18 protein-coding genes and 1 pseudogene are annotated in these 22,947 nt (G+C 70.0%); 8 read left to right on the top strand and 11 right to left on the bottom strand.

The window, feature by feature from the left end; all coding sequences use genetic code 11:
* The first annotated feature begins 55 nt into the window (after nt 1-55).
* From uvrA to VGU65_RS14100, 3 genes are read left to right on the top strand one after another with little or no spacing between them, the layout of a single operon-like run.
* Nucleotides 56-2,992 carry an excinuclease ABC subunit UvrA gene (uvrA, locus tag VGU65_RS14090; protein WP_327476744.1) on the top strand — a complete coding sequence of 979 codons (2,937 nt, stop codon included), beginning with the start codon at nt 56-58 and terminating at the stop codon, nt 2,990-2,992.
* Nucleotides 2,989-3,453 carry an acyl-CoA thioesterase gene (locus tag VGU65_RS14095; protein WP_327476745.1) on the top strand — a complete coding sequence of 155 codons (465 nt, stop codon included), beginning with the start codon at nt 2,989-2,991 and terminating at the stop codon, nt 3,451-3,453. The genes uvrA and VGU65_RS14095 overlap by 4 nt, the downstream gene beginning before the upstream one ends.
* 7 nt (nt 3,454-3,460) lie before the next feature.
* Nucleotides 3,461-4,090 (top strand): AraC family transcriptional regulator, encoded by a 630-nt coding sequence (locus VGU65_RS14100; protein ID WP_327476746.1) that lies wholly within the window; start codon nt 3,461-3,463, stop codon nt 4,088-4,090.
* Here VGU65_RS14100 and VGU65_RS14105 read toward each other — a convergent pair.
* Nucleotides 4,076-4,591, bottom strand: a complete 516-nt coding sequence (locus VGU65_RS14105; protein ID WP_327476747.1) for a GNAT family N-acetyltransferase — start codon at nt 4,589-4,591, stop codon at nt 4,076-4,078. The two genes, VGU65_RS14100 and VGU65_RS14105, sit on opposite strands and share 15 nt — an antisense overlap.
* Before the next feature lie 137 nt (nt 4,592-4,728).
* Here VGU65_RS14105 and VGU65_RS14110 point away from each other — a divergent pair, with 137 nt between their 5' ends.
* Nucleotides 4,729-6,168, top strand: coding sequence for a DUF4139 domain-containing protein (locus VGU65_RS14110; protein ID WP_327476748.1), 1,440 nt, complete (start codon nt 4,729-4,731; stop codon nt 6,166-6,168).
* 121 nt (nt 6,169-6,289) lie between these two features.
* Entirely contained in the window at nt 6,290-7,054 is a 765-nt protein-coding gene (locus tag VGU65_RS14115) for an enoyl-CoA hydratase/isomerase family protein (RefSeq protein ID WP_327476749.1), read from the top strand.
* Nucleotides 7,055-7,067: 13 nt separating this feature from the next.
* Here the strand turns inward: VGU65_RS14115 and VGU65_RS14120 are convergent, their stop codons facing one another.
* The 3 genes and pseudogenes from VGU65_RS14120 to VGU65_RS14135 all read right to left on the bottom strand — a co-directional run bounded on the left by VGU65_RS14120 (nt 7,068) and on the right by VGU65_RS14135 (nt 9,511).
* The gene (locus tag VGU65_RS14120) at nt 7,068-7,931 is read right to left on the bottom strand and encodes a sulfurtransferase (RefSeq protein WP_327476750.1); all 864 of its coding nucleotides are present in this window, start codon (nt 7,929-7,931) and stop codon (nt 7,068-7,070) included.
* A pseudogene (locus VGU65_RS14125) lies at nt 7,928-8,742 on the bottom strand (DUF1289 domain-containing protein). The gene VGU65_RS14120 and the pseudogene VGU65_RS14125 overlap by 4 nt, the downstream one beginning before the upstream one ends.
* A 61-nt stretch (nt 8,743-8,803) precedes the next feature.
* Nucleotides 8,804-9,511 carry an FKBP-type peptidyl-prolyl cis-trans isomerase gene (locus VGU65_RS14135; RefSeq protein ID WP_327476755.1) on the bottom strand — a complete coding sequence of 236 codons (708 nt, stop codon included), beginning with the start codon at nt 9,509-9,511 and terminating at the stop codon, nt 8,804-8,806.
* 146 nt (nt 9,512-9,657) lie between these two features.
* Between VGU65_RS14135 and VGU65_RS14140 the strand changes: the two genes are divergently transcribed.
* Nucleotides 9,658-10,440 carry an enoyl-CoA hydratase/isomerase family protein gene (locus tag VGU65_RS14140; protein ID WP_327476756.1) on the top strand — a complete coding sequence of 261 codons (783 nt, stop codon included), beginning with the start codon at nt 9,658-9,660 and terminating at the stop codon, nt 10,438-10,440.
* A 21-nt stretch (nt 10,441-10,461) separates the two neighbouring features.
* Here VGU65_RS14140 and VGU65_RS14145 read toward each other — a convergent pair whose 3' ends face one another.
* From VGU65_RS14145 to VGU65_RS14165, 5 genes are all read right to left on the bottom strand, one after another.
* Nucleotides 10,462-11,385 carry a DUF1684 domain-containing protein gene (locus tag VGU65_RS14145; RefSeq protein ID WP_327476757.1) on the bottom strand — a complete coding sequence of 308 codons (924 nt, stop codon included), beginning with the start codon at nt 11,383-11,385 and terminating at the stop codon, nt 10,462-10,464.
* Between the two features lie 77 nt (nt 11,386-11,462).
* Nucleotides 11,463-13,286: a DNA mismatch repair endonuclease MutL gene (gene mutL / locus VGU65_RS14150; RefSeq protein WP_327476758.1), complete on the bottom strand. Its 1,824-nt coding sequence runs from the start codon at nt 13,284-13,286 to the stop codon at nt 11,463-11,465.
* A gap of 135 nt (nt 13,287-13,421) precedes the next feature.
* Nucleotides 13,422-14,915 carry an N-acetylmuramoyl-L-alanine amidase gene (locus tag VGU65_RS14155; protein ID WP_327476760.1) on the bottom strand — a complete coding sequence of 498 codons (1,494 nt, stop codon included), beginning with the start codon at nt 14,913-14,915 and terminating at the stop codon, nt 13,422-13,424.
* 154 nt (nt 14,916-15,069) lie between these two features.
* Nucleotides 15,070-15,537 (bottom strand): tRNA (adenosine(37)-N6)-threonylcarbamoyltransferase complex ATPase subunit type 1 TsaE, encoded by a 468-nt coding sequence (tsaE, locus tag VGU65_RS14160; RefSeq protein WP_327476762.1) that lies wholly within the window; start codon nt 15,535-15,537, stop codon nt 15,070-15,072.
* Nucleotides 15,534-17,024 (bottom strand): NAD(P)H-hydrate dehydratase, encoded by a 1,491-nt coding sequence (locus VGU65_RS14165; RefSeq protein WP_327476764.1) that lies wholly within the window; start codon nt 17,022-17,024, stop codon nt 15,534-15,536. The genes tsaE and VGU65_RS14165 overlap by 4 nt, the downstream gene beginning before the upstream one ends.
* A gap of 53 nt (nt 17,025-17,077) precedes the next feature.
* On the opposite strand from VGU65_RS14165, the gene queG reads away from it, so the two are divergent.
* Complete coding sequence (gene queG / locus VGU65_RS14170) at nt 17,078-18,151, top strand: tRNA epoxyqueuosine(34) reductase QueG (RefSeq protein ID WP_327476766.1); 1,074 nt, start codon at nt 17,078-17,080, stop codon at nt 18,149-18,151.
* Between the two features lie 75 nt (nt 18,152-18,226).
* Here the strand turns inward: queG and pgi are convergent, their stop codons facing one another.
* On the bottom strand, nt 18,227-19,858 hold the full coding sequence (pgi, locus tag VGU65_RS14175; RefSeq protein ID WP_327476768.1) for a glucose-6-phosphate isomerase: 1,632 nt from the start codon (nt 19,856-19,858) through the stop codon (nt 18,227-18,229).
* Nucleotides 19,859-20,249: 391 nt separating this feature from the next.
* The gene (gene panD, locus VGU65_RS14180) at nt 20,250-20,636 is read right to left on the bottom strand and encodes an aspartate 1-decarboxylase (RefSeq protein ID WP_327476771.1); all 387 of its coding nucleotides are present in this window, start codon (nt 20,634-20,636) and stop codon (nt 20,250-20,252) included.
* 220 nt (nt 20,637-20,856) lie between these two features.
* Here panD and metG point away from each other — a divergent pair, with 220 nt between their 5' ends.
* Nucleotides 20,857-22,944: a methionine--tRNA ligase gene (gene metG, locus VGU65_RS14185; protein WP_327476773.1), complete on the top strand. Its 2,088-nt coding sequence runs from the start codon at nt 20,857-20,859 to the stop codon at nt 22,942-22,944.
* The last annotated feature ends 3 nt before the right edge of the window (nt 22,945-22,947 follow it).

Here is a 22,947-nt window from a genome sequence, read left to right on the forward strand (position 1 = left end):
TTTCTGATCCGGCCAGGTTGCTATAGTGGCCGGTCTCCCCCATATCCCTGCGCGCATGGAAACCATACGCATCCGCGGCGCCCGCACGCACAACCTCAAGAACATCGACCTGGACCTGCCGCGCGATCGCCTGATCGTGATCACGGGCCTGTCCGGCTCGGGCAAATCCTCGCTCGCCTTCGACACGATCTACGCCGAAGGACAGCGCCGCTACGTCGAATCGCTCTCGGCATACGCGCGCCAGTTCCTTTCGATGATGGAGAAGCCCGATGTCGACCATATCGAGGGCCTCTCCCCGGCGATCTCGATCGAGCAGAAGTCGACCTCGCACAACCCGCGCTCCACGGTCGGCACGATAACCGAGGTCTACGATTACCTGCGCCTGCTCTACGCCCGCGTCGGCACGCCGCGCTGCCCGGACCACGGCATTCCACTGGAGGCGCAGACGATCAGCCAGATGGTGGACGCCACGCTGGCGCTGGACGCCGACAAGCGCTGGATGCTGCTCGCGCCGGTGGTCCGCGAGCGCAAGGGCGAGCACGTGCAGGTGTTCGACCAGCTGCGCGCGCAGGGTTTCGTGCGCGCCCGCGTCGACGGCGTGGTGTACGAGCTCGACGCCGTGCCTCCGCTGACCCTGCGCCAGAAACACACCATCGAGGTGGTGATCGACCGCTTCCGTCCCCGCGAGGACCTTAAGCAGCGCCTGGCCGAGTCGTTCGAAACCGCGCTGCGACTGGGCGACGGACTTGCGATCGTGGTCGACATGGACGACGACAAGGCGCCGGAACAGCTTTATTCCTCGCGTTACTCCTGCCCGGTCTGCGACTACTCGCTGCCGGAGCTGGAGCCGCGCCTGTTCTCGTTCAACTCGCCGATCGGCGCCTGCCCGAGCTGCGACGGCCTCGGCGTGACCCAGGTATTCGACCCCGCGCGCGTGGTCGGCCACCCGGAACTGCCGCTGTCCAACGGCGCGATCCGTGGCTGGGACCGGCGCAACCCGCACTACTTCCAGATGCTGCAGTCGCTGGCCGCGCACTACGGCTTCGACGCGGACACGCGCTGGCGCGACCTGCCGCCGCACATCCAGCAGGCGATCCTGCACGGCAGCGGCAAGGAAAAGATCGCCTTCCGCTACCTCACCGAGCGCGGCGGCCGGGTGACCCGCGAGCATGCGTTCGAGGGCATCCTTCCCAACCTCGAGCGGCGCTACAAGGAAACCGAATCGACCGCGGTGCGCGAGGAGCTGTCCAAGTACATCAGCGACCATCCCTGTCCCACCTGCGAGGGCCAGCGGCTGAACCGCTCGGCGCGCAACGTGTTCGTCGCCGACCACGCGCTGCCGGCGCTGACCAACCGCTCGATCGACGATGCGCTGGCGTTCTTCGACGAGCTCAAGCTCACCGGCTGGCGCGGCGACATCGCCGCGAAGATCGTCAAGGAGATCCGCGAGCGGCTGACCTTCCTGAACGACGTGGGCCTCAACTACCTCACGCTCGATCGCCAGGCCGACACGCTCTCCGGCGGCGAGGCCCAGCGCATCCGCCTGGCCAGCCAGATCGGCGCCGGCCTGGTCGGCGTGATGTACGTGCTGGACGAGCCCTCGATCGGCCTGCACCAGCGCGACAACGAGCGTCTGCTGGGCACGCTCACGCGCCTGCGTGACCTCGGCAACACGGTGATCGTGGTCGAGCACGACGAGGACGCCATCCGCATGGCCGACCACGTGCTCGACATCGGCCCCGGCGCAGGCGTGCACGGCGGCGAGGTGGTGGCGCAGGGCACGCTGAAGGACATCCTGGGCTCCGAGCGCTCGCTCACCGGCCAGTACCTGTCGGGCACCCGCAGCATCGAGGTGCCCACCGAGCGGCGCAAGCCGCTCGACGAGGACTCCTGGCTGCGCCTGAAGGGCGCGCGCGGCAACAACCTGAAGAACGTCGACCTGGCCATCCCGGCCAAGCTGTTCACCTGCGTCACCGGCGTGTCCGGCTCGGGCAAGTCCACGCTGGTCAACGACACGCTGTTCCGCCTGGCGGCTTCCGAGCTCAACGGCGCCAGCGCGCAGCCGGCACCGTTCGAATCCGTGCAGGGCATGGACCTGTTCGACAAGGTGGTCGACATCGACCAGTCGCCGATCGGTCGTACGCCGCGCTCGAATCCGGCAACCTACACGGGCCTGTTCACGCCGCTGCGCGAACTGTTCGCGCAGGTGCCCGAGGCACGCGCGCGCGGCTACACGCCGGGCCGCTTCAGCTTCAACGTGCGCGGTGGCCGCTGCGAGGCCTGCGAAGGCGACGGCATGATCAAGGTGGAGATGCATTTCCTCCCCGACGTGTACGTGCCCTGCGACGTCTGCCACGGCAAACGCTACAACCGGGAGACGCTGGAGATCCACTACAAGGGCAACACGATTGCCGACGTGCTCGACATGACGGTGGAGGATGCGCTCAAGCTGTTCGAGAACGTGCCGACCATCGCGCGCAAGCTCGACACCCTGCGCGCGGTGGGCCTGGACTACATCAAGCTCGGCCAGAGCGCGACCACGCTCTCCGGCGGCGAGGCACAGCGCGTGAAGCTCTCCAAGGAGCTGTCCAAGCGCGACACCGGCCGCACGCTCTACATCCTGGACGAGCCCACCACCGGCCTGCACTTCCACGACATCGAGCAGCTGCTGGACGTGCTGCACCAGCTGGTCGACCAGGGCAACACCGTGGTGGTGATCGAGCACAACCTCGACGTGATCAAGACCGCGGACTGGATCGTCGACCTAGGCCCCGAGGGCGGCGCCGGCGGTGGCCGCATCCTGGTCGCCGGCACGCCGGAGGAAGTCGCCGCCACGTCCGAATCGCACACCGGGCGCTTCCTGTTGCCGCACCTGAAGGCCCCGGCGCCGGTGCAGGAGAAGCCAGCGGCCAAGCGTGCGAAGAACACGCTCAAGCACATCGCCTCGGCCGACAAGCACCGGCCCATGCCGCGCAAGAAGAAAACCCCATGAGCCCGCGCAAATCGACCAGGAAGGCCCAGGCCGAAGCGCCTGCGGAGCAGCTTGCGCCGGCCCCGCCCGCGCCGCTTTTCACCGCGACGATCGACGTGCGCTGGCGCGACCTGGACGCGTTCAACCACGTCAACAACTCCAACTATCTCACCTACCTGGAAGACGCCCGGCTGCAATGGCTCAGCCACGTGCCGGGCCCCTGGTTCGACGACCACGCGATGCCTGTGATGGCGGCCGTCCAGCTCAATTACCGCCGCCCGATCGAATGGCCGGCGCAGCTGCGCGTCGAGCTCTTCTGCGAGCGGCTGGGTACCAGCTCGATGACCATCGGCCACCGCATCCTCGACGCGGGAGACCACGAACGCCTGTACGCCGACGGCCACGTCGTGATGGTCTGGATGGACCCGGCCAGCGGCAAGCCAGTACCCCTGCCCGACGCGATCCGCGCCGCCGCCGCGTAACTTCGCCATGCGTGCCCCGCTCGCCCGCACTTCGTTCGCCGTCTTGCCGACCGCTGCCAGGCCCGTCGAAACGATTGCCGGCGAATGCCGCTCCTGGCGCTTCCGGCCGCATTTCCATGCGGGCGACGAGGTCGTCGACATCCATGCCGGACGGGCACGCCTGCGCCTGCCGCAAAGCCAGCTGGAGGTCGCCGCCGGCGACACGGTCGTGGTGCCGGCCGGTACCGTCCACCGCTTCGAGCCGATCGATGGCAGCGGCTGGGCGTTCACGTCGCGCTTCGTGCCACCGGCTACGTGCAAGACGCCAACCGAACGGCCGTTCGGCGCGCGCGTGAAGGCCATGCTGATCGAGCGGGCCACGCTGCACACCGACATGGAGGCGCTGGCGCGGGCCTGCGCGGTATCCGTGGGCCACCTGGGGCGCATTTTCCGGCGCGAGACCGGCACCGGCCTGCACAACTTTCACGTCCTGCTCGCCCTGCATCGGGCCAAGGCGCTGTTGCGCGATCAGGCCGGGATCGCGGAAGCGGCGCTCGATGCAGGCTTCTACGACCAGGCGCACCTCAACCGCGAATTCGTCCGCACCTTCGGTATGACACCGGCGGCTTTCCGCGCCGGCTGGTCAGTCGCCGCCTAGTGCACCGCCCGCCTTGGTAAGCTCCAGCGCCATGTAGGCCGTGCCTGGCACCGGATTCTCGTAGTACGGCGCGACCGGCTGGAAGCCGAGCGCAGCATAGAGCTGGCGCGCGGCCTGCATCGAGGGAAGCGTATCGAGCAGCATGCGCTCGTAGCCGGCATGGGCGGCCCAGGTGATCACCGCTTCGGCAAGCTGGCGTCCCAGTGCGCGGCCGCGGGCCCTGGGCCGCACGTAGAGGCGCTTGATCTCGCATACCCCCGGCTGCCGCCAGGGCCGCAGCGCCACGCAGCCGACGCCGAGCGCAGCTCCATCGCGCGCCAGCAGGATCACCCCACGCGGCGACGCGTACTTACCCGGCAGGTGCGCCAGTTCGGCATCGACGTCCTGAAAGGACAGATCGACGCTTACCTGGCCGATGTACTCGGCAAACAGCGCGCGCACGGTCGCGAGGTCATCCGGCAGGCGGGCCGGGGCGATGTCGATGGCTAGGGACGCAGGCATGTGGGCAGCTCGAGGATCAGGCCCCAAGATAGCCGCCGGCAAAGCCCTGCGCTTGGATGAATCGAACCTCATGCGGTCTCGCGGGACGCTTCGCCCGAGCCTCTATGATCGCCTGACCACCCAAAGGAGCTCCGCCCATGCCCCTGCCCGCCCGAAGCACCTTCGCCTGCGCCGGCCTCATGCTGCTGTGCGCCGTGCCGCTGGCCCGCGCGAGCGATGCCGCGGAGCTGACGCTGTACCGCAGCGACAGTCCCGCGCTGTACGCCGCCTCCGGCGACGGCAGCGTCGGCGAGGGCTACGCCGTGGCGCGCGAACAGCGCACGCTGGCACTCAAATCCGGCATGCAGGACCTCACGCTGGGCGATCTGCCGCTGTATCTGGATCCGGAGGCGATCGCGCTGGCCCTCCCCGCCGGCCAGGCCAGGGTGGTTTCGCAGCGCCTGCTGCTTGGCCAGGGCAACGAGGCCGCGCTCACCGGCCTGGTCGGCCGCGAGGTGGACGTGCTCGGCGGCAGCGGCCAGTCGCTGGCCAACGGCACGCTGCTGCGCGCCGGCAACGGGTTGCTGGTCAGGAGTGCGCTCGGCACCACGCTGGTGCGCGACTATGCGGCGGTGCGCTCGTCCGGCGGCGAATTCCCCACCGGCGCCAGCCTGCGCCTGCGCGTGGATGCGGCCAGGGCCGGTCAGGCGGCCGCCACCCTGAGCTATCCCACCGCCGGCCTCGGCTGGCGCGCCGCCTACGTGGCCACGCTCGAGGCGGGGCAGGCCTGCCGCATGCGGTTCGAGTCACGCGCCAGCATCGCCAACCGCAGCGGGCGCGACTGGAACGGCGTCACGCTAAAGCTGGTCGCCGGCGAGCCCCGCTTCGCCAAGCCTTCGGGCCCGCAGCCGATGATGGCGCGCGCCTTCTCGGCCAAGGCCGAAGGCGCCATGCCTGAGCAGTCCTCGCTTGCCGATTACCGCCTGTACACCCTGCCGCACGCGGTCGACCTCCCTGACGGCAGCGTCAGCCAGGTGCCGCTGTATGCCGAGCGCGGCCTGGCGTGCGAGCGCACCGCGCTGTACGAGAACGGCAACCGCTGGACGCCGCCGCAACCGATGCTCGCGCCCGACTTCGATACCGGCGGCGGCAACGCCGTCGAGAGCACGCTGCGCTTCACCGCCTTCGACAGCCTGCCGGCCGGCTACCTGCGCGTGCTGGGCAGCGACAACGCCGGCACGCCGCAATTCCTCGGCGAAGGCCGCATCGACGACACGCCCAAGGGCAGCGATGCCTCGCTCACCCTGGGCACCGCGTTCGATCTGCGCGGCGAGCGCGAGCGCACGTCGTTCAAGCTGGACAAGGCCGCGCGCACCATGGACGAGGCCTTCCGCATCGCACTCACCAACGCCGGCCCGTCCGCGCGCGTGGTGACCGTGCGCGAGCATCCCAGTCGCTGGCGGGAGTGGGCGCTGGCGTCCTCATCGATCAAGCCCGCCAAACAATCGCCGGACCTGCTGGAGTTCAAGGTGAACGTGCCGGCCGGCGGCCAGGCGACGCTGGACTATGCAGTGCATTACCGCTGGAACGCGGAATAGGCTGCGCGCACGCTCCCTCCGCCATTCCGGCTTCCCGCAAACGGTGAAGGCGCTGGCGGCCAGTTGGGGCAAACTTGCAGCTGCGCCCGCCGCTCGCGCAATGACAACCAAGGACCCCGCCATGCTCGACATCCTTCCCCACGACGGTGACATCGCCGAGATCCGCCTGGCGCGGCCCCCGGTCAACGCGCTGAGCTTCGAGTTGCTCACGATGTTGCGCAACGCCATCGAACAGGCCCCGCGCAACGGCGCGCGCGGCCTGGTGCTGTCCGGCGCGCAGGGCATGTTCTCGGCGGGCGTGGACGTGCCGGCGCTGCTGCAGCGCGATCGAGCCGGCGTGCGCGAGTACTGGCACCAGTTCTTTTCCGTCGGTTGCGCGCTCGCGACTTCGCCGATCCCTGCCGTGGCGGCGATTACCGGCCACAGCCCGGCGGGCGGCGCGGTGCTTTCACTGTTCTGCGACTACCGCGTGATGGCCCAGGGGCCGTTCCGCATCGGCCTGAACGAGGTGCAGGTGGGACTGGTCGTGCCCGATTGCATCCAGATGGCGTTGCGCCGCGTGGTCGGACCCTACCGTGCCGAGCGGTTGATGGTGGGCGGCACCATGATCGAATCGGAACAGGCGCTGGCCTGCGGCTTCGTCGACGAACTGACCGGCGTGGACCAGGTGGTCACCCGGGCGCTGCACTGGCTCGGCGACCTGCTCGCGCTGCCGTCGCACGCCATGCTCAACACCCGCGAACTGGCCCGTGCCGACCTGCGCGCCACCTGGCGGGACGTCGATGCGCTGCCGCTCGATCAGTTCGTGGACGCCTATTTCCACCCGCAGACGCAGGCGACGCTGCAGCAGCTGGTCGCACGCCTCAAGGCGAAGAGCAGCGGCTGAGGCCGACGCCTCCTCAGCCAGTGGCCACCGGCCGCGAGGGGTCGCTCACCCAGCCGCTCCACGAGGGCGCGTACAGCCGCGATCCGTGCAGCCCGGCATGCTCCATCGCCAGCAGGTTGTGGCAGGCGGTGACGCCGGAGCCGCACATGTGCACTACCTTGTCCGGTGGCGTGTCGCCGAGCACCGCGGCGAACTCCGCGCGCAGTTGCGCGGGCGTCTTGAAGCGGCCCCCGGCGTCCAGGTTGTCGGTGTAGGGACGGTTCAAGGCGCCAGGCACGTGGCCGGCGGCACGGTCCAGCGGCTCGGTGTCGCCGCGGTAGCGCGCCGCCGCGCGCGCATCGACCAGCACCGGCGCCGACGCCGCATGCAGCGCGGCATGGTCGGTGATCGCCCCTGCGGCATCGAAACGCAGATCCACCTGCGTCGGCGTGCGCTCCACCGTGCCCGTTTCCAGCGGCAATCCGGCCGCGCGCCAGGCGGCAAGGCCGCCATCGAGCACGGCCACGTCACGCACGCCCGCCAGGCGCAACAGCCACCACAGTCGCGCTGCGGCCAGCGCGCTACTGCCCGCGTCATAGGCGACCACCTGCAGGCCGGGGCGCCAGCCCCAGCGGCCGAGCGTCGCCGAGAAGGCCTGCTCCAGCGGCAGCGGATGGCGGCCCAGACCCAGGCCCTGGCGGCCCAGGTCAGAGAGGTCATGTTCCAGGCTGGCATGCACGGCGCCGGGAATGTGGCCCTCGCGGTACTCACGCTCGGGCTTGCCCGGATCGGCGGCGCCGGCGCCCGCCGGATCGGCGCGGCAATCGACGATCAGCAGCTGGTCCGGCGGCAGCGCGGCCAGTGCGGCCGCATCGATCAGCGTGGTGTGCAGGCTCATGCGTATCCCATCCGTTCGAGCAGGTTGAGCAGCATCGCGGCGGTGGCGCCCCAGATACGGTGGCCGCCGTGGACGAACTCCACCATCGGGCGGCGATGGCCGCGATAGTCCATCACGTAGCGGCGCAGGTTCGAAGGTTCAAGGAAGAATGCGAACGGCACCTCGAAGACTTCCGCCACCTCGGCCGGCGTCGGATACAGCACCGCCGGTTCGGCGATGCGCGCCACCACCGGGGTCACGCAGTAGCCGCTGATGGTTTCGAAACAATCGAGGAACCCCAGCGGCGCCACGTGCGCGGGCGCCAGGCCGATCTCCTCTTCGCTCTCGCGCAGCGCAGTCGCGACGGCGTCGGTGTCTTCCGGGTCCTGCCGGCCGCCGGGGAATGCCACCTGTCCCGCGTGTGATTGCAGGTGCGCGGTACGCACGGTGAACACCAGCCGCGGCTGTACGCCCTCACGCACGCCGATCAGCACCGCGGCCGGCCGGCGGGGGGCGTCGCCGAGCAGATCGGCCATCTGGGCATGGTTCCAGCCCGGTCCTGCGGGCGGATCGGTGAGCGGCCGCAGCACGCCATGCAGCGCGTCGAACAGGCGCCCGGCCGGGCGGTCCGCCACGCCGTCCATCACGGCCTCGCGCGCGCGGGCAGGATCTCGCGCATGTAGCGCAGGCGTTCGGCTTCGTCCATGCCGCGCCAGCGCGCGATCTCCTCGCCGGTGCGCAGGCAGCCCTCGCACCAGCCGCGCGCGTCCAGCCGGCAGATGCCGATACAGGGCGTGAGGGGAGCGACGGTGGCGGGATCGTACGTGGGCATCGGCGGAATGGTAGCCGATGCCTGTCCCGGCGCCGTGGAGGATGCGTCGATCGGCAGCAGGCTACGGCTTGACGTCGAGCAGCTCGATCTCGAACACCAGCGCTTCGTTCGGCCCGATGCGCGGCAACTGCCCGCGCTCGCCATAGGCCAGTTGCGGCGGAATCACCACTTTCCAGCGGTCGCCCACGTGCATGCGCGGGATCACGTCCTGCCAACCAGGGATCACCTTGTCGACCTGAAAGGTCACCGGCGCACCATGCGCCCAGGAGCTGTCGAACTCGGTGCCGTCGACCAGCATGCCGCGATAGTTGACCGTCACCGTGCTGGTGACGGTCGGACTGGCCTTGCCCTTGCCCTGCGCCAGCACGGCGTACTGGATGCCCGACGGCAACTGCACGACGCCTGCGCGCTGGCGGTTGCGCGCCATGTAGTCCGCGCTCTTGCGCGCATTGGTGGCGGCGATGCGCTTGAACTCGGCCACTGCATCGGCGTGCATCTGCTGCTCCAGGTGCTGGAGCTGGTCGTGCATGTCCTGCATCGAGACGGCCGGATGGCGCTTGGCATAGGCGTCGGCCATCGCCTTCTGCACGGTGGCCAGGTCCACGTCCGGGTCGCCGCCGGCGAACTGGCTGCCGATCTGGTAGCCGATCGCGTAGGAAAGCTTGTGCTTGTCCAGCCTGACCTGCGAGGCGGGCGCGGCGCGGTCCTGCGCGTGTACGGCGCTTCCCAGCACCAACATGCCTAGCGCCAGCCCACCCAGTCGTGTCATGCCTTGCCTCCATCATGGACGGAACCGACATGCTAAGCGCAACGGCGGCTCCCTGCAGCGCCGCGGCCGGCGCGTGGCTTGGAAACCCGGATGCGGCAAAGGTTCCCGCTGCTACCATGCGCGTCTTCCCTTTCCGGAGCGCCTGTATGGCCTATCGCAACCTGGAAGTCGCCAACCGCGGCGCGGTGCGCATCATCACCGTCAACCGGCCCGACAAGCTCAACGCGCTCAACCGCGACACCCTCAACGAGCTGACCCTCGCCTTCACGCAGGCGGCCCAGGACGACGCGGTGCGCGCGGTGGTGCTCACCGGCGCGGGCGAGAAGGCCTTCGTCGCCGGTGCCGACATCGCCGAGATGAACGGCTACTCGAGCGTGCAGGCGCAGTCCTTTTCGCGCACCGGGCAGCGCCTGATGAGCACGATCGAACGGCTGGGCAAGCCGGTGGTCGCGCGCATCCAGGGTTTCGCGCTGGGCGGCGGCATGGAGCTGGCGATGGCCTGCCACCTGCGCGTGGCCAGCGAGAAGGCCAGGTTCGGCCAGCCGGAAATCAATCTGGGCCTGATCCCCGGCTTCGGCGGCACCCAGCGCCTGCTGCGCCTGGCCGGCCGCGGTGCGGCGCTGGAGCTGTGCCTTACCGGCGCGCCGATCGGCGCGCAGCGCGCCTACGAGTTGGGGCTGGTCAACCGCGTGGTGGCGCCCGAGGCGCTGGACGAAACCGTCGATGCGCTGGCCGACCAGTTGGCCGCCGCCGCGCCGCTGGCGGCCGCCGCCATTCTCGACGCGGTGCTGCAAGGTGGCGAAACCGCGCTCGACCAGGGCCTGGAGTTCGAGACCCAGGGCTTCGCGCTGATGTTCGCCACCGAGGACATGCGCGAAGGCACCCGCGCGTTCCTGGAAAAACGCAAGGCGGCGTTCAAGGGCACCTGAGCGGCGCGGAACTCCAGGCCTTCAGTGATGCCCGCCGGCGTACTTTTTCTCGCCGGCGGTCACCGCCACGTCCAGCCGGTTCTCCGGCGGCGCCAGCGGGCAGGTGGCGAACGGGGTGAAGGCGCAGGGCGGGTTGTAGGCCTGGTTGAAATCCAGCACCAGCTTGCCCGGCTTGTCCAGCCCACCCGCCGGCAGCGTGGCGTAGAGGAAGCGCGCGGCACCGTAAGTCTCCCTGCCGGAGGTGCGGTCGGCCAGCACGAAGAACAGTTCGCCGCCCGGCTCCTCCTGGTAGGGCAGCAGCTCGAGCGTGTGGCCGTCACGGTGGAACACCGCCTTGCCCGGCACCTTCACCGTGTCGATGGTGCCGATCACCGAGCCGATCTGAAGCTCGTGCGCCGGCACGAAGGGCACCCAGTCGGCCTCGATGCGCCAGGACGGATCGATCGGGAAATAATCGATGCCGGAGAACTCGCGGCGCGGCTCGGCGTCGGCGTCCTTCACGCGCAGCGCCTTGCGGCCGTCGCGCTCGATCATGTAGAAGCCGGCCTGGCCGAAGCGCACCGTGGTCGGCGCGGCGCCGGGGGCGGCATGCATGTCGTCGATCAGCGCGGCGCTCTCGACCGGCTTGCCATCGACGGTGGCGCCGCTGCCGCTGGCCAACACGATCTGCGTGGAGCCGTCCGCCGCCAGCGTCACCGTGCCAAGGTGCGCGGGGCCCGCCTTGAGCACGATGTCGTTGTCCGCCGCGCTGCCGACGCGGTTGGCGCCCTCCTTCAGCCACTCCAGGCCGATCAGGCTGAGCCAGCCGTCCGGCGCGGTCAGCAGCGCCACGCGGTCGGCGCGCCACTGCTCGATCTCATGGGTGTAGGACACGGGGGTTCGGGCGACGGACACGGTAGCGACTCCGGAAAGCGTGGCAAGGAGGAAAGCGGCGACTCGCAACATGGGGACGGTCCGCGCAGAGGGAAGCATCGACGAGTATGGGCGGCCAAACGCGCAGCCGGCAAGCGGCCGGCGGAGACTCAGCGGCCGCGCAGGAACAGCCTGTCCAACTCGCCCAGCGACAGTTGCGTCCAGGTCGGCCGGCCGTGGTTGCACTGGCCGGAGCGCTCGGTCGCTTCCATCTCGCGCAGCAGCGCGTTCATTTCCGGCAGGGTCAGCCGTCGCCCGGCGCGCACCGAGCCGTGGCAGGCCATGGTGGAGAGCAGCTCGTTCTCCAGTTCCTGCAGGCGGCGCGAGCTGCCGTGCTGCGCGAGTTCGGCCAGCACGTCGGTGGTGAGTCGGCCCACGTCGGCGCCTTCCAGCAGCGCAGGAATGCGCCGTACCACCACGGTCGAGGGTCCGCTGCGCGAAAGCTCCAGGCCCCAGTCGGCCAGCGCCTCGGCGTGCTCCTCCGCGGCAGCCGCCTCCTTCGCGCTCACGGACAGATTGAGCGGCACCAGCAGCAACTGCGAGCGCAGGTTGCTGCAGGCGCGCCCGGCCTTGAGCTTTTCGTAGGTGATGCGCTCGTGCGCGGCGTGCATGTCCACCAGCACCAGGCCGTGCGCATTCTCGGCCAGGATGTAGATGCTCTTGAGCTGGGCGATGGCGAAACCCAGCGGCGGAGCCTCGCCCTCATCCGCCGCGGGCATGGCCACCGGCATCGCCACGGCGGCTGCGGCACCGCGCGGCTCGCCCAGCAGCGTTGCGTACTCCGCCAGCGGCTCGTCGCGCACGCCGAGCGCCAGCCGGTTCTGCTCGGCGCGCAACGGCCACGAGGCGGCATGGGCGAGCGCCGGCGCGCCGGGCGCGGCGCCCATGGTCAGGCGGCCTTCCTCGGCATGCGCATGCGACTCCACCTGCCCCGCCCGCGTCTGCGCCAGCGCCTCGTGCAGGCTGCGGAACAGGAAATCGTGCACCAGCCGCTGCTCGCGGAAACGCACCTCGTGCTTGGCCGGATGCACGTTCACGTCGACCCCGGCCGGGTCCAGCTCCAGGTACAGCGCGAAGGCCGGATGGCGGCCGTGGAACAGCACGTCGGCGTAGGCCTGGCGCACCGCATGCGCCACGACGCGGTCGCGCACCAGCCGTCCGTTGACGTAGAAGAACTGGCCGTCCGCCTGCGCGCGCGAGGCGGTGGGAAGGCCGACCCAGCCCGAGAGCTGCATGCCGGCGGCCGCATGGGCGATCTTGAGGCTCTGCGCGGGGAAGTTCTCGCCCAGCACCTCGGCCACGCGCGCCAGCGCGGAGGCATCGTCGCGGCAGGCCTTGAACAGGCGCAGCGGCTTGCCGTTGTGGCTCAGACGGAACTCCACCGTGCGTCGAGCCAGCGAGAGCGACTTGAGCAGGTCGTCGATGTGCGCGAATTCGGTGCGCTCCGCGCGCAGGAATTTCCGCCGAGCGGGCACGTTGAAGAACAGGTCGCGCACCTCGACGCTGGTGCCGACCGGATGCTGCGCCGGCCTTGCCGGCTGCATGCGTCCGCCGTCGACCTCCAGCCGGAACGCGCTGTGGGCATCGCGTGTGCGCGAGGTCAGTGCGAAGCGTGCGACCGAGGCCACCGAGGCCAGCGCCTCGCCGCGGAAACCCATGCTGGCCACATGCTCCAGGTCATCGAAGCTGCCGATCTTGCTGGTGGCGTGCGAGGCCACCGCCAGCGGCAGTTCGTCCGGCGCGATGCCGCCGCCGTCGTCGCGCACGCGGATCAGTCGCGCGCCGCCCTGTTCGATGTCCACCTCGATGCGTGTGGCGCCGGCGTCGAGGCTGTTCTCGACCAGCTCCTTGACCACCGAGGAAGGCCGCTCGATCACCTCGCCGGCGGCGATCTGGTTGACGAGGTCGGGAGGAAGCTGGCGGATGACGGGCATCGCGCAAGCTTAAAGCGTGCAGCCGGCGATGCCCACCGATGCATCCCTGGAAATACCGACAACACGCGGGGTAACGGTTCTCCTTCTCCCGCGCGGCGGGAGAAGGCTCACGGACGAGGGCTTGCGGAGTGGCTGTCAGCCGGCCGGAATGGCCAGCACCATGCCCGTCTGCACCGAATCGCCGTTCATGCGATTGGCGCTCTTGATCGCGCGCACGCTCACGCCGTACTGGCGGGCGATGCTGCCGAGGCTTTCGCCGCGCGCGACCCGGTGCAGGTCGCGCACGTCGGCATCCGCACGCTCGGCGTCCGCGGCCTTGGCCGGCGTGGCGGGCCTGGCGGCTTCGGCCAGCATGCCGTTGCGACGCATCGCCTGTGCCGCGAACCAGGTACCCGGCGGCGGCGTGGATTCGAAGTAGTTGCGCACGCCGCCGGTCACCGCCGCCGCCAGCTGGCGCTGGTGCGCGGGATCGCGCAGCTTGCGCTCCTCGGCCGGGTTGCTGATGAAGGCGGTCTCGACCAGGATCGAAGGCACGTCCGGCGAGCGCAGCACGACGAAGTTGGCGTGCTCGACATAGCCACGATGGGTCGGCCCAAGCTGGCCCAGCGCCTTGAGCACGTTGCCGGCGATCGATTCGCTGGCCTGGATGGCGTAGCCCTGCTGCAGGTCCAGCAGCACCGCGGCGAGGCTGTCGTCCTTGTCGTCCAGCGTGACGCCGCCGATCAGGTCCGCGCGGTTCTCGCGATCGGCCAGCCAGCGCGCCGCCTCGGAGGTCTTGCCGCGCGGCGACAGCACCCATACCGACGAGCCGCGCGCGTCGCCGCTGGTGAAAGCGTCGGCGTGCACGGAAACGAACAGGTCCGCGTTCTGCTCGCGTGCGATCTGGTAGCGGCGCTTGAGCGGGATGAAATAGTCGCCGTCGCGGGTCAGCACCGCCTTCATGCCCGGCTGCTTGTTGATCTCCGCGGCGAGCGCCTTGGCGACGGCCAGCGTGACGTTCTTTTCCAGCGTGCCGCCCGGACCGTGCGAGCCGGGGTCCTTGCCGCCATGGCCGGCATCGATCGCGACGATCACCTTGCGCTCGCCGCCCAGCAGCATGGCCGCCTGCCTGGCGCCCTTGCCCACGCTGCCGGTCGGCTTGATCGCGGCCAGGGCGGTGGCGCGGCCGTCGTCCTCATCATCGGCCGGTTTTGCCGTGACCGTGGCCGTGACCGGCGCCGGCTTGTCGGCGCCCGCACCGGGGTAAAGGTCGAGCACCAGCCGGTAACCACGGTCGCCCTCGGGCTTGAGCAGGAAGGTCTTGGGCTGCGCGCCGGCCGCGGCATGCGCCACCAGTTGCAGCGCCTCGCCGTCGCGGCGGCTGTCCAGGCCCTTGAGCAAGCCCCGCGCCGCGGGCCGTTCGAAATCGCTGGCCAGGCTGCCCTTGCGCAGATCGAGCGTGACGGTGTCGCCGTCACGTCCGAGCTTGTAGTCGACCGGCCCGGACAGGTCGAACACCACGCGGGTGTAGGTGGGGCCGGCCCAGACGCGCGCCGACTCGACGTCGGCCGCGTGGGCGAGGCGCAGGGGCAGCATGGCGGCGAAGGCCACCAGACCGAGCGTTCCCAGGCGCGCGAGCGGACGTGTCATGGCGCCGCATTGAAACCCAGCAAAACCGCGATTGCAAGGGTTTTTCCCTTGGATTTCCATAACCTGCGCCGCATTCATCAGGATCGATCAAGGTCTTGCCAGCGAGCAGTGCCGTAGCGCGGCCTTGGCAGCGACAAGCTTTTTTCCTTTTGCGCTAGTGACTTAGGCCCGCACCCAGGCGCGCCAGCACCGCCTCTCCGCGGGCGTTGCGCACCTCCGCGCGAGCACGCCGTCCCAGGCCGGCGTGCTCCAGATGCAGCACCAGGTCTGCCGCCGGCAGGGCACCCGCGCCGCGCTCGGGCCATTCCACCAGCACCAGTGCGCTGGGGTCGCCCAGCGCATCCAGCCCCAGCCATTCCAGCTCGCCCGGATCGGCGATGCGGTAGAGGTCCAGGTGCCAGGCGGTCAGCGGGCCGGCACGGTACGACTCCACCAGGCTGTAGGTCGGGCTCTTGACCCGCTCGCCCACGCCCAGCGTGGTGAGCAGCGCGCGGGCGAAGCTGGTCTTGCCGGCGCCGAGGTCGCCATGCAGATAGATCACCAGGCCGCCGTCGATGGCGGCGGCGAAGCGTTGCGCCAACGCCGCGGTGGCGGTTTCGTCGGGAAGGGTCCAGTCGCTCATGCGTCCAGTCCGTTGAGCAGGCGGCGCAGTGGCGCCAGGAGATCGCTGGCGAGCAGGCCGCGCTCGCCTCCACGTGCGGCATGGTCGCCGGCACGCGCATGCAGGCCGACGCCCAGGCGGGCGGCGTCCCGGGCCGTGCAGCCCTGCGCCAGCAACGCCGCGACCAGGCCGGTGAGCAGGTCGCCCATGCCGCCGGAGGCCATGCCGGGATTGCCCCATGGACAGACGTCCAGACGTCCGTCCGGATCGGCGACCAGCGAGCCCGCGCCCTTGAGCACCGCCACGGCACCGAACCGCCGTGCCAATGCGCGGACGGCGGCAAAACGATCGCGCTCGATCTGGTCGATGGAGCAGCCGAGCAACCGTGCGGCCTCGCCCGGATGCGGCGTGAGGACCACCTGCCGCGCCGCATCGAAACGGCGCGGCTCGGCGGCCAGTAGGTTCAGGCCATCGGCATCGAGCACCAGCGGCAGAGGGGTGTCCAGCGCGGTCAGCCACAGCGCGTGGCCCCAGGCGCCCTGCCCCAGGCCCGGTCCGACCGCGAGCACGCTGGCGCGTTCCAGCAACGGTTCCAGCGCCTGCGGACCGTTGACCGCATGCGCCATCAGTTCGGGGCGTGCCGCGTTGAGCGCCACCAGGTGTTCCGGCTCGGTGGCCACGCTGACCAGGCCGGCGCCGCCGCGCAGCGCCGCTTCCCCGCACAGTCGGATCGCCCCGGCGGTGCCATGGTCGCCGCCGATGGCGAGCACATGGCCATTGCGCCCCTTATGTGCGTCGCGCGGACGCGGCGGCAGGCCGGCCGCCTTGAGCAGGCTCGCGTCGGGCAGCGAGTCCTGCCAGAGGCTATCGGGCAACCCCAGCGTGGCGAGCTCGATCCGCCCCGTGCAGGCGGCGGCCTGGCCGGTATGCAGCCCACGCTTGGCGGCGATGAACGTCACCGTGAGGTCGGCCCGCACCGCGGCGCCGGGACAATGGCCGGTATCGGCGTTCAGGCCCGAGGGCACGTCCAGCGCCAGCACGGGCACGCCGCTGGCGTTGATGCGCTCGATCAGGGCCGCTGCCGCCGCTTGCGGCGGGCGGTCCAGGCCCGTGCCGTAGAGCGCGTCGACGTATACGTCCGCCGCCGGCAGCGTGCCGTTTGCCTCCCAGTGCAGCAGCGGTACGCCGCCCTGCTCGCACGCCGCGCGTGCGCGCGACGCGTCGCCGCCATCCCCGCGGGCCTCGGCCAGCGCGAAGGCCATAGCGTCCAACCCCGCCTCCCGGGCGAGCAGCGCCAGCAGGAAACCGTCACCACCGTTGTTGCCCGGACCGCAGAACACGGCGACGCGCCGCGCCTGCGGCCAGCATCGCCGCAAACCGGCAAGTGCGGCCTCCGCCGCCCTGCGCATCAATTCGTAGCCGGGAACACCCAGCGCTTCGATCGCGTGCCGGTCGAGCGCCCGCACCTGGGCGACGGTATAGAGGGCCTGGCTGTGCGTCGAAGTCATCGGGGCGATTATAGGGTCGCGTCCGGACGCACGGCCGCACCTACAATGGGGCCATGTCCGTCCCCTCCCCCGACTACGCCGCGCTTGCCCGCGACATCAAGCAATGGGCGCGCGAACTGGGCTTCGCACAGACGGCCATCAGTGGCGTCGAACTGGGCGAGGACGAGGCGCACCTGGAACACTGGCTGGGCGAAGGCCACCACGGCGAGATGGAATACATGGCGCGCCATGGCACCCGCCGCAGCCGCCCGGCCGAACTCGAGCCGGGCACGCTCAGGGTGGTCTCGGTCCGCATGGACTACCTCGCGCCCGGCACCCGCCATGCCTGGGACGTGCTGGCCGACGGCGAGTCCGGCTACGTTGCCCGCTACGCCCTTGGCCGCGACTACCACAAGCTCATGCGCAACCGGCTGCAGAAGCTGGCCGAGCGCATCCGCGCGGCCATCGGCGACTTCGGCCACCGCGCCTACGTGGACTCCGCGCCGGTGCTGGAGAAGGCGCTGGCGCGCAACGCGGGGCTGGGCTGGATCGGCAAGCACACCGTGCTGATCAACCGCGATGCCGGCTCCTACTTTTTCCTCGGCGAGCTCTACACCGACCTCCCGCTCCCCGTCGACGTGCCGGCCAGCGCGCATTGCGGCAGCTGCAGCCGCTGCATCGACGTGTGCCCGACCCAGGCCATCCTCGGACCCTACCGGCTCGACGCGCGCCGCTGCATCTCCTACCTCACGATCGAACTGAAAGGCTCGATTCCCGAAGAGCTGCGCGCACCCATGGGCAATCGCATCTTCGGCTGCGACGATTGCCAGCTGGTCTGCCCCTGGAACAAGTTCGCGCAGGGCGCCGTCGAGCCGGATTTCGCGCCGCGCCATAGCCTGGACGGCGCGAAGCTAGTGGAGCTGTTCGCCTGGAGCGAGGAGGAATTCCTGCGCCGCACCGAGGGCATGGCGATCCGCCGCACCGGCTACGAGGGCTGGCTGCGCAACATCGCCGTGGCGCTGGGCAATGCGCCGTCGTCGGTGCAGGTGATCGCCGCGCTGGAGGAGCGGGCCGGCGATCCGTCGGCCGTCGTGCGCGAGCACGTCGCCTGGGCGCTCGCGCGCCACCATGAACGAGCCCACCGCTGAGTCGCTTCTCGCTCCTTTCCCCGCAGTGCGGGGAAAGGTATCCGACCTTGGCGAGAACTCCCGGATGCGCCGGCCTCAGCTGCGGCGGCGCTCGCGGATCGCACCGATCAACGCGCGGGTAGCCGCGTCCAGGGGCGGCACGTCCGAGGACTCGCCGCGCAGCGCCGGCAGGATCTGCCGCGCGATGCTCTTGCCCAGCTCCACGCCCCATTGGTCGAACGCGTTGATGCCCCACAGGTGACCGAGCAGGAACACCTTGTGCTCGTACAGCGCGATCAGCGCGCCCAGGCTCTCGGGCGTGAGCGCATCGAGCAGGATCACCGAGCTGGGACGATCGCCCGGGAAGGTGCGCTGCGCGGCAAGCGCGCGGCCACCGGCAGGCTGTTCGGCCAGCGCCTCGTCGGTGGTCTTGCCCAGCGCCAGCGCCGCCGCCTGCGCGAGCAGGTTGGACAAGAGCGCGTCGTGGTTACCGTGCAGCGGATGCGCCGGGTTGACGACGCCGATCAGGTCCAGCGGCACCACCTCGGTACCCTGGTGCAGTGCCTGGAAATAGGCGTGTTGCGCGTTGGTGCCGACGCTGCCCCACACCACCGGCACGGTCGGCTGGCCGACCGGCACGCCCTGCGGCGTCACCGACTTGCCCAGGCTTTCCATCTCCAGCTGCTGCAGGTAGCTCGGCAGGTCGGCGAGCAGGTCCGCGTACGGCACCACCGCGCGCGAGGGAAAACCCAGCACGTCGCGGTTCCAGATCTCGGTGAGCGCCAGCAGCGCCGGCAGGTTCTCCTGCCAGGGCGCGCTGCGGAAATGGTCGTCCATGCCTGCGCCGCCGGCCAGCACCGCGCGGAAACCCTCCATGCCGATCGCCAGCGCCAGCGACAGTCCCACCGCCGACCACAGCGAGTAGCGCCCGCCGACGAAATCCCACATCGGAAGGATCTGCTTCAGCGGCAAGCCCCAGCTGCCGGCCACCTCGGCGTTGGCGCTGACCGCCAGGAAATGGCGCGCCACCATGCGCTCGTCGCCGTTGCAGGCCTCGGAGATCCAGCCGCGCAGCACGTTGCCGTTGAGCAGCGTCTCCTGCGTGGTGAAGGTCTTGGACACCATCACCACCAGCGTGGTCTTCGGGTCCAGCCGGCTGATCAGGTCGTAGGCGGCCTGACCATCGACATTGGTCAGGAAGTGGCTGCTTACCCGTCGCGTGCGGAACGGCGCCAGCGCGGCGACGGCCAGGCGCGGTCCCAGATCCGAACCGCCGATGCCGATGTTGACGATGTCGGTCACGGCGTCGGGCAGGCCAAGGGCCGCCTGCTTGCCGGCGTGGACCGCGTCGACCAGCTCGCCGATGCGCTCCAGCGTCGCCTCGATCTCGCGCCGCGCCTCGGCCGGCGCGGGCGACGCCAGGGATGAGCCGCCGGCGCGCAGGGCCGTGTGCAGCACCGCGCGGTCCTCGGAGGTATTGATCGCCTCGCCGGCGAACATCGCATCGCGCGCCGCCTGCCAGCCGCTTGCCTCCAGCTGCGCGCCCAGCGCATCGAGCGCCTGGGCGTCGAGCTTCTGCCGGCTCAGGTCCAGCAGCAGCGGCCCTGCGCGATGGCGCAGCCGCTCGCCGCGCGCCGGATCGGCGATCAGCGTGCGCAGGTGCGTCTGCGCAAGGCGGCGGTGATGGTCGGCGAACAGCGAGGCATACGTCGGGACGTTGGCGGGCATGGGCTGGCGCGTCGGCTGGGGAAGCCTTGCATCTTAAGCCGAGCGGACGTTAGGAACACGTCGGGTAGCCACACGGGAAAGGCGGTCACCGAGCGCTCCCTGCGCCGCAGGAGGGTGAACAGAGGACGGGCCCTCGCCACGCAAGCCCCATCGCACGTACTTCCCCCGCGAACGCGGGGGGAAGGTGCCGACAGGCGGATGGGGCACTCTTGGGCGGGATATGCGGGTGGGCCTTTCGCGAGACCTCCCATTCGCCCCTTCGTGCCCGGTTTCGCCGTTCCGCCGGCGCTCCCGCACCGGCAAGTCGGGCACCTTGCCCCGTGAACGGGGAAGAATCGGTACCGCGTGGCCCCGTCGGCCCTCTCCCGCGAACGCGGGAGAGGGATCTGGATCAGGCCGCCGCCATCTGCTTGGGGATCGAGCGGTTGGTGTGCGAGATGCGGTTGGCCGCGTCCACGTACACCAGCGTGGGCTGGAACTTCTCCAGCTCCGCTTCGTTCAGCTGGGCGAAGGCAGCGATGATGATCAGGTCGCCCTTCTGCACGCTGCGCGCGGCGCTGCCGTTGACGGAGATGATCCCCGAGCCTTCCTCGGCACGCAGCGCGTAGGTGACGAAGCGCTGTCCGTTGTTGATGTCCCAGGCGTGGATCTGCTCGTACTCGCGGATGCCCGCGGCATCCAGCAACAGGCCGTCGATCGCGATCGAGCCCTCGTAGTGCAGCTCGGCATGGGTGACCGTAGCGCGGTGGATCTTGGCCTTGAGCATGTTCAGGTGCATGACGGATGTATTTCCAGCAGGAACAGCCTGCGAGCGCCAATTATCGAGCCGGCGACGCTGCATCGCAACATCGAGCGCTGTGACCGCGTTGGTCCTCACTTCGGATCGGGTGTCCCGGTCGCCGCAGCGCGGTCGCGGCCTTGCGTTTCGGCCATCCAAACACCGGGCGGCACGGTGCCGCATGCCATAATGTGCGATCCCGTCGCAACGCCCGCCTCCCATGACCCGCCGTCTCCTCGTCACCAACGCCCTGCCCTACGCCAACGGCCCGCTGCACCTGGGCCACCTGCTGGGCTACATCCAGGCCGACGTCTGGGTGCGGGCGCAGCGCATGGCGGGCAGCGAGGTGGCCTACGTCTGCGCGGACGACGCCCACGGCACGCCGATCATGCTGGCGGCGGAAAAGGCGGGCATGACGCCCGAAGCCTTCATCGAGGGCGTGCGCGCCGGCCACGAGGCCGACTTCGCGGCCTTCGGCGTGGCCTTCGACCACTACCACTCGACCCATTCGCCGGAGAACCGCGAGCTCGCCACGCTGATCTACACGCGCCTGCGCGATGGCGGCTTCATCGCGCGGCGCAACATCAAGCAGCTGTTCGATCCGGAAAAGGAAATGTTCCTGCCGGACCGCTACATCAAGGGCACCTGCCCCCGCTGCGGCACGCCCGACCAGTACGGCGACAATTGCGAGAACTGCGGCGCCACCTACGCACCCACCGACCTGATCGAGCCCTATTCGGTGGTCTCGGGCGCGGCACCCGTGCTGAGCGATTCGGAGCACTACTTCTTCGAACTGTCGAAGTTCGAGGCGCTGCTGCGCGACTGGTTCGCCGGCCGCTACACCGAAGGCCGGCCGGTGGCCAACGCAGGCGTGGCCGCCAAGCTGCGCGAATGGCTGGACGGTGGCCTGAAGGACTGGGACATCTCGCGCGACGCGCCCTACTTCGGCTTCCCGATCCCCGACGCGCCAGGCAAGTTCTTCTACGTGTGGCTGGACGCGCCGGTCGGCTACCTGGCCAGCTTCAAGGCGCTGTGCGACCGCACGAGCCTGAAGTTCGACGACTTCCTGGCGCCGTCCAGCCGCGCCGAGATGCACCACTTCATCGGCAAGGACATCATCAACTTCCATGGGCTCTTCTGGCCGGCGATGCTGCACGGCGCGGGCTTGCGCACGCCCTCGGCGCTGCACGTCAACGGCTACCTGACGGTCAACGGCGCCAAGATGTCCAAGTCGCGCGGCACCTTCATCCAGGCGCGCACCTACCTCGATGCCGGCCTGAATCCGGAATTCCTGCGCTACTACTTCGCCTGCATGCTGGACGACGCGCCGGTGGACGTGGACCTGGATCTGAAGGCCTTCGAGGAACGGGTCAACTCGCACCTGGTCGGCAAGTGGGTGAACATCGCCAGCCGCACGGCGGGCTTCGTCCACAAGTTCTTCGAGGGCCGCCTGGCCGAGCGCTTCGGCGCCGCCGAGCAGGCGCTTTGGCACACGCTGCTGGGACACTACGACGGCGTCGATGCGCTCTATGACGCTGGCGACTTCGCCGAGGTCAGCCGCCGTTTCGTGCTGATGGCCGACCTGGTCAACGGCCACATCGCCGCCACCGCGCCGTGGGCTATGGCCAAGGACGAGTCGCGCCGCCAGGAGCTGCACCAGGTGTGCTCCTTCGCCATCGCCGCTTTCCGCCTGCTGGCCGGCCTGCTCAAACCGGTGCTGCCGACCACCGTCGCCGCGGCCGAAGCCTTCCTCGACGCGCCCATCGCCAGCTTCGACGATGCGCGCGCCGAACTGCACAACCACGCGATCGGCGTCTTCGAGCCTCTGCTCGGCCGCATCGATCCCAAGCGCATCGAGGCGATGATCGAGGCCTCGAAGGAATCGCTCGCGCCCGCCCCGGCGGCCGCTCCCAAATCCATCAAGGAAACCCGCAAGCCCATGACCGAACCCGTCCTGCCTGCAGCCGATGCCACCGCCACCGTTTCCATCGACGACTTCGCCAGGCTCGACCTGCGCGTCGGCAAGGTGACCGCCTGCGAGTTCGTGGAAGGCTCGGACAAGCTGCTGCGCTTCGAGCTGGACGCCGGCCCGCTGGGCACGCGGCAGATCTTTTCCGGCATACGCGCCGCCTACGGCGAGCCGGACAAGCTGCTCGGCCGCAACGTGGTGTTCATCGCCAACCTGGCGCCGCGCAAGATGCGCTTCGGCCTGTCCGAGGGCATGATCCTGTCCGCCGGCGAAGGCGGCAGCGACCTGTTCCTGCTCGATGCCGACCAGGGCGCCAGGCCCGGCGCCACGGTGCGCTGAGCC

The sequence above is a fragment of the Frateuria sp. genome (genome assembly GCF_035943815.1).
Taxonomy (GTDB): Bacteria; Pseudomonadota; Gammaproteobacteria; order Xanthomonadales; family Rhodanobacteraceae; genus Frateuria_A.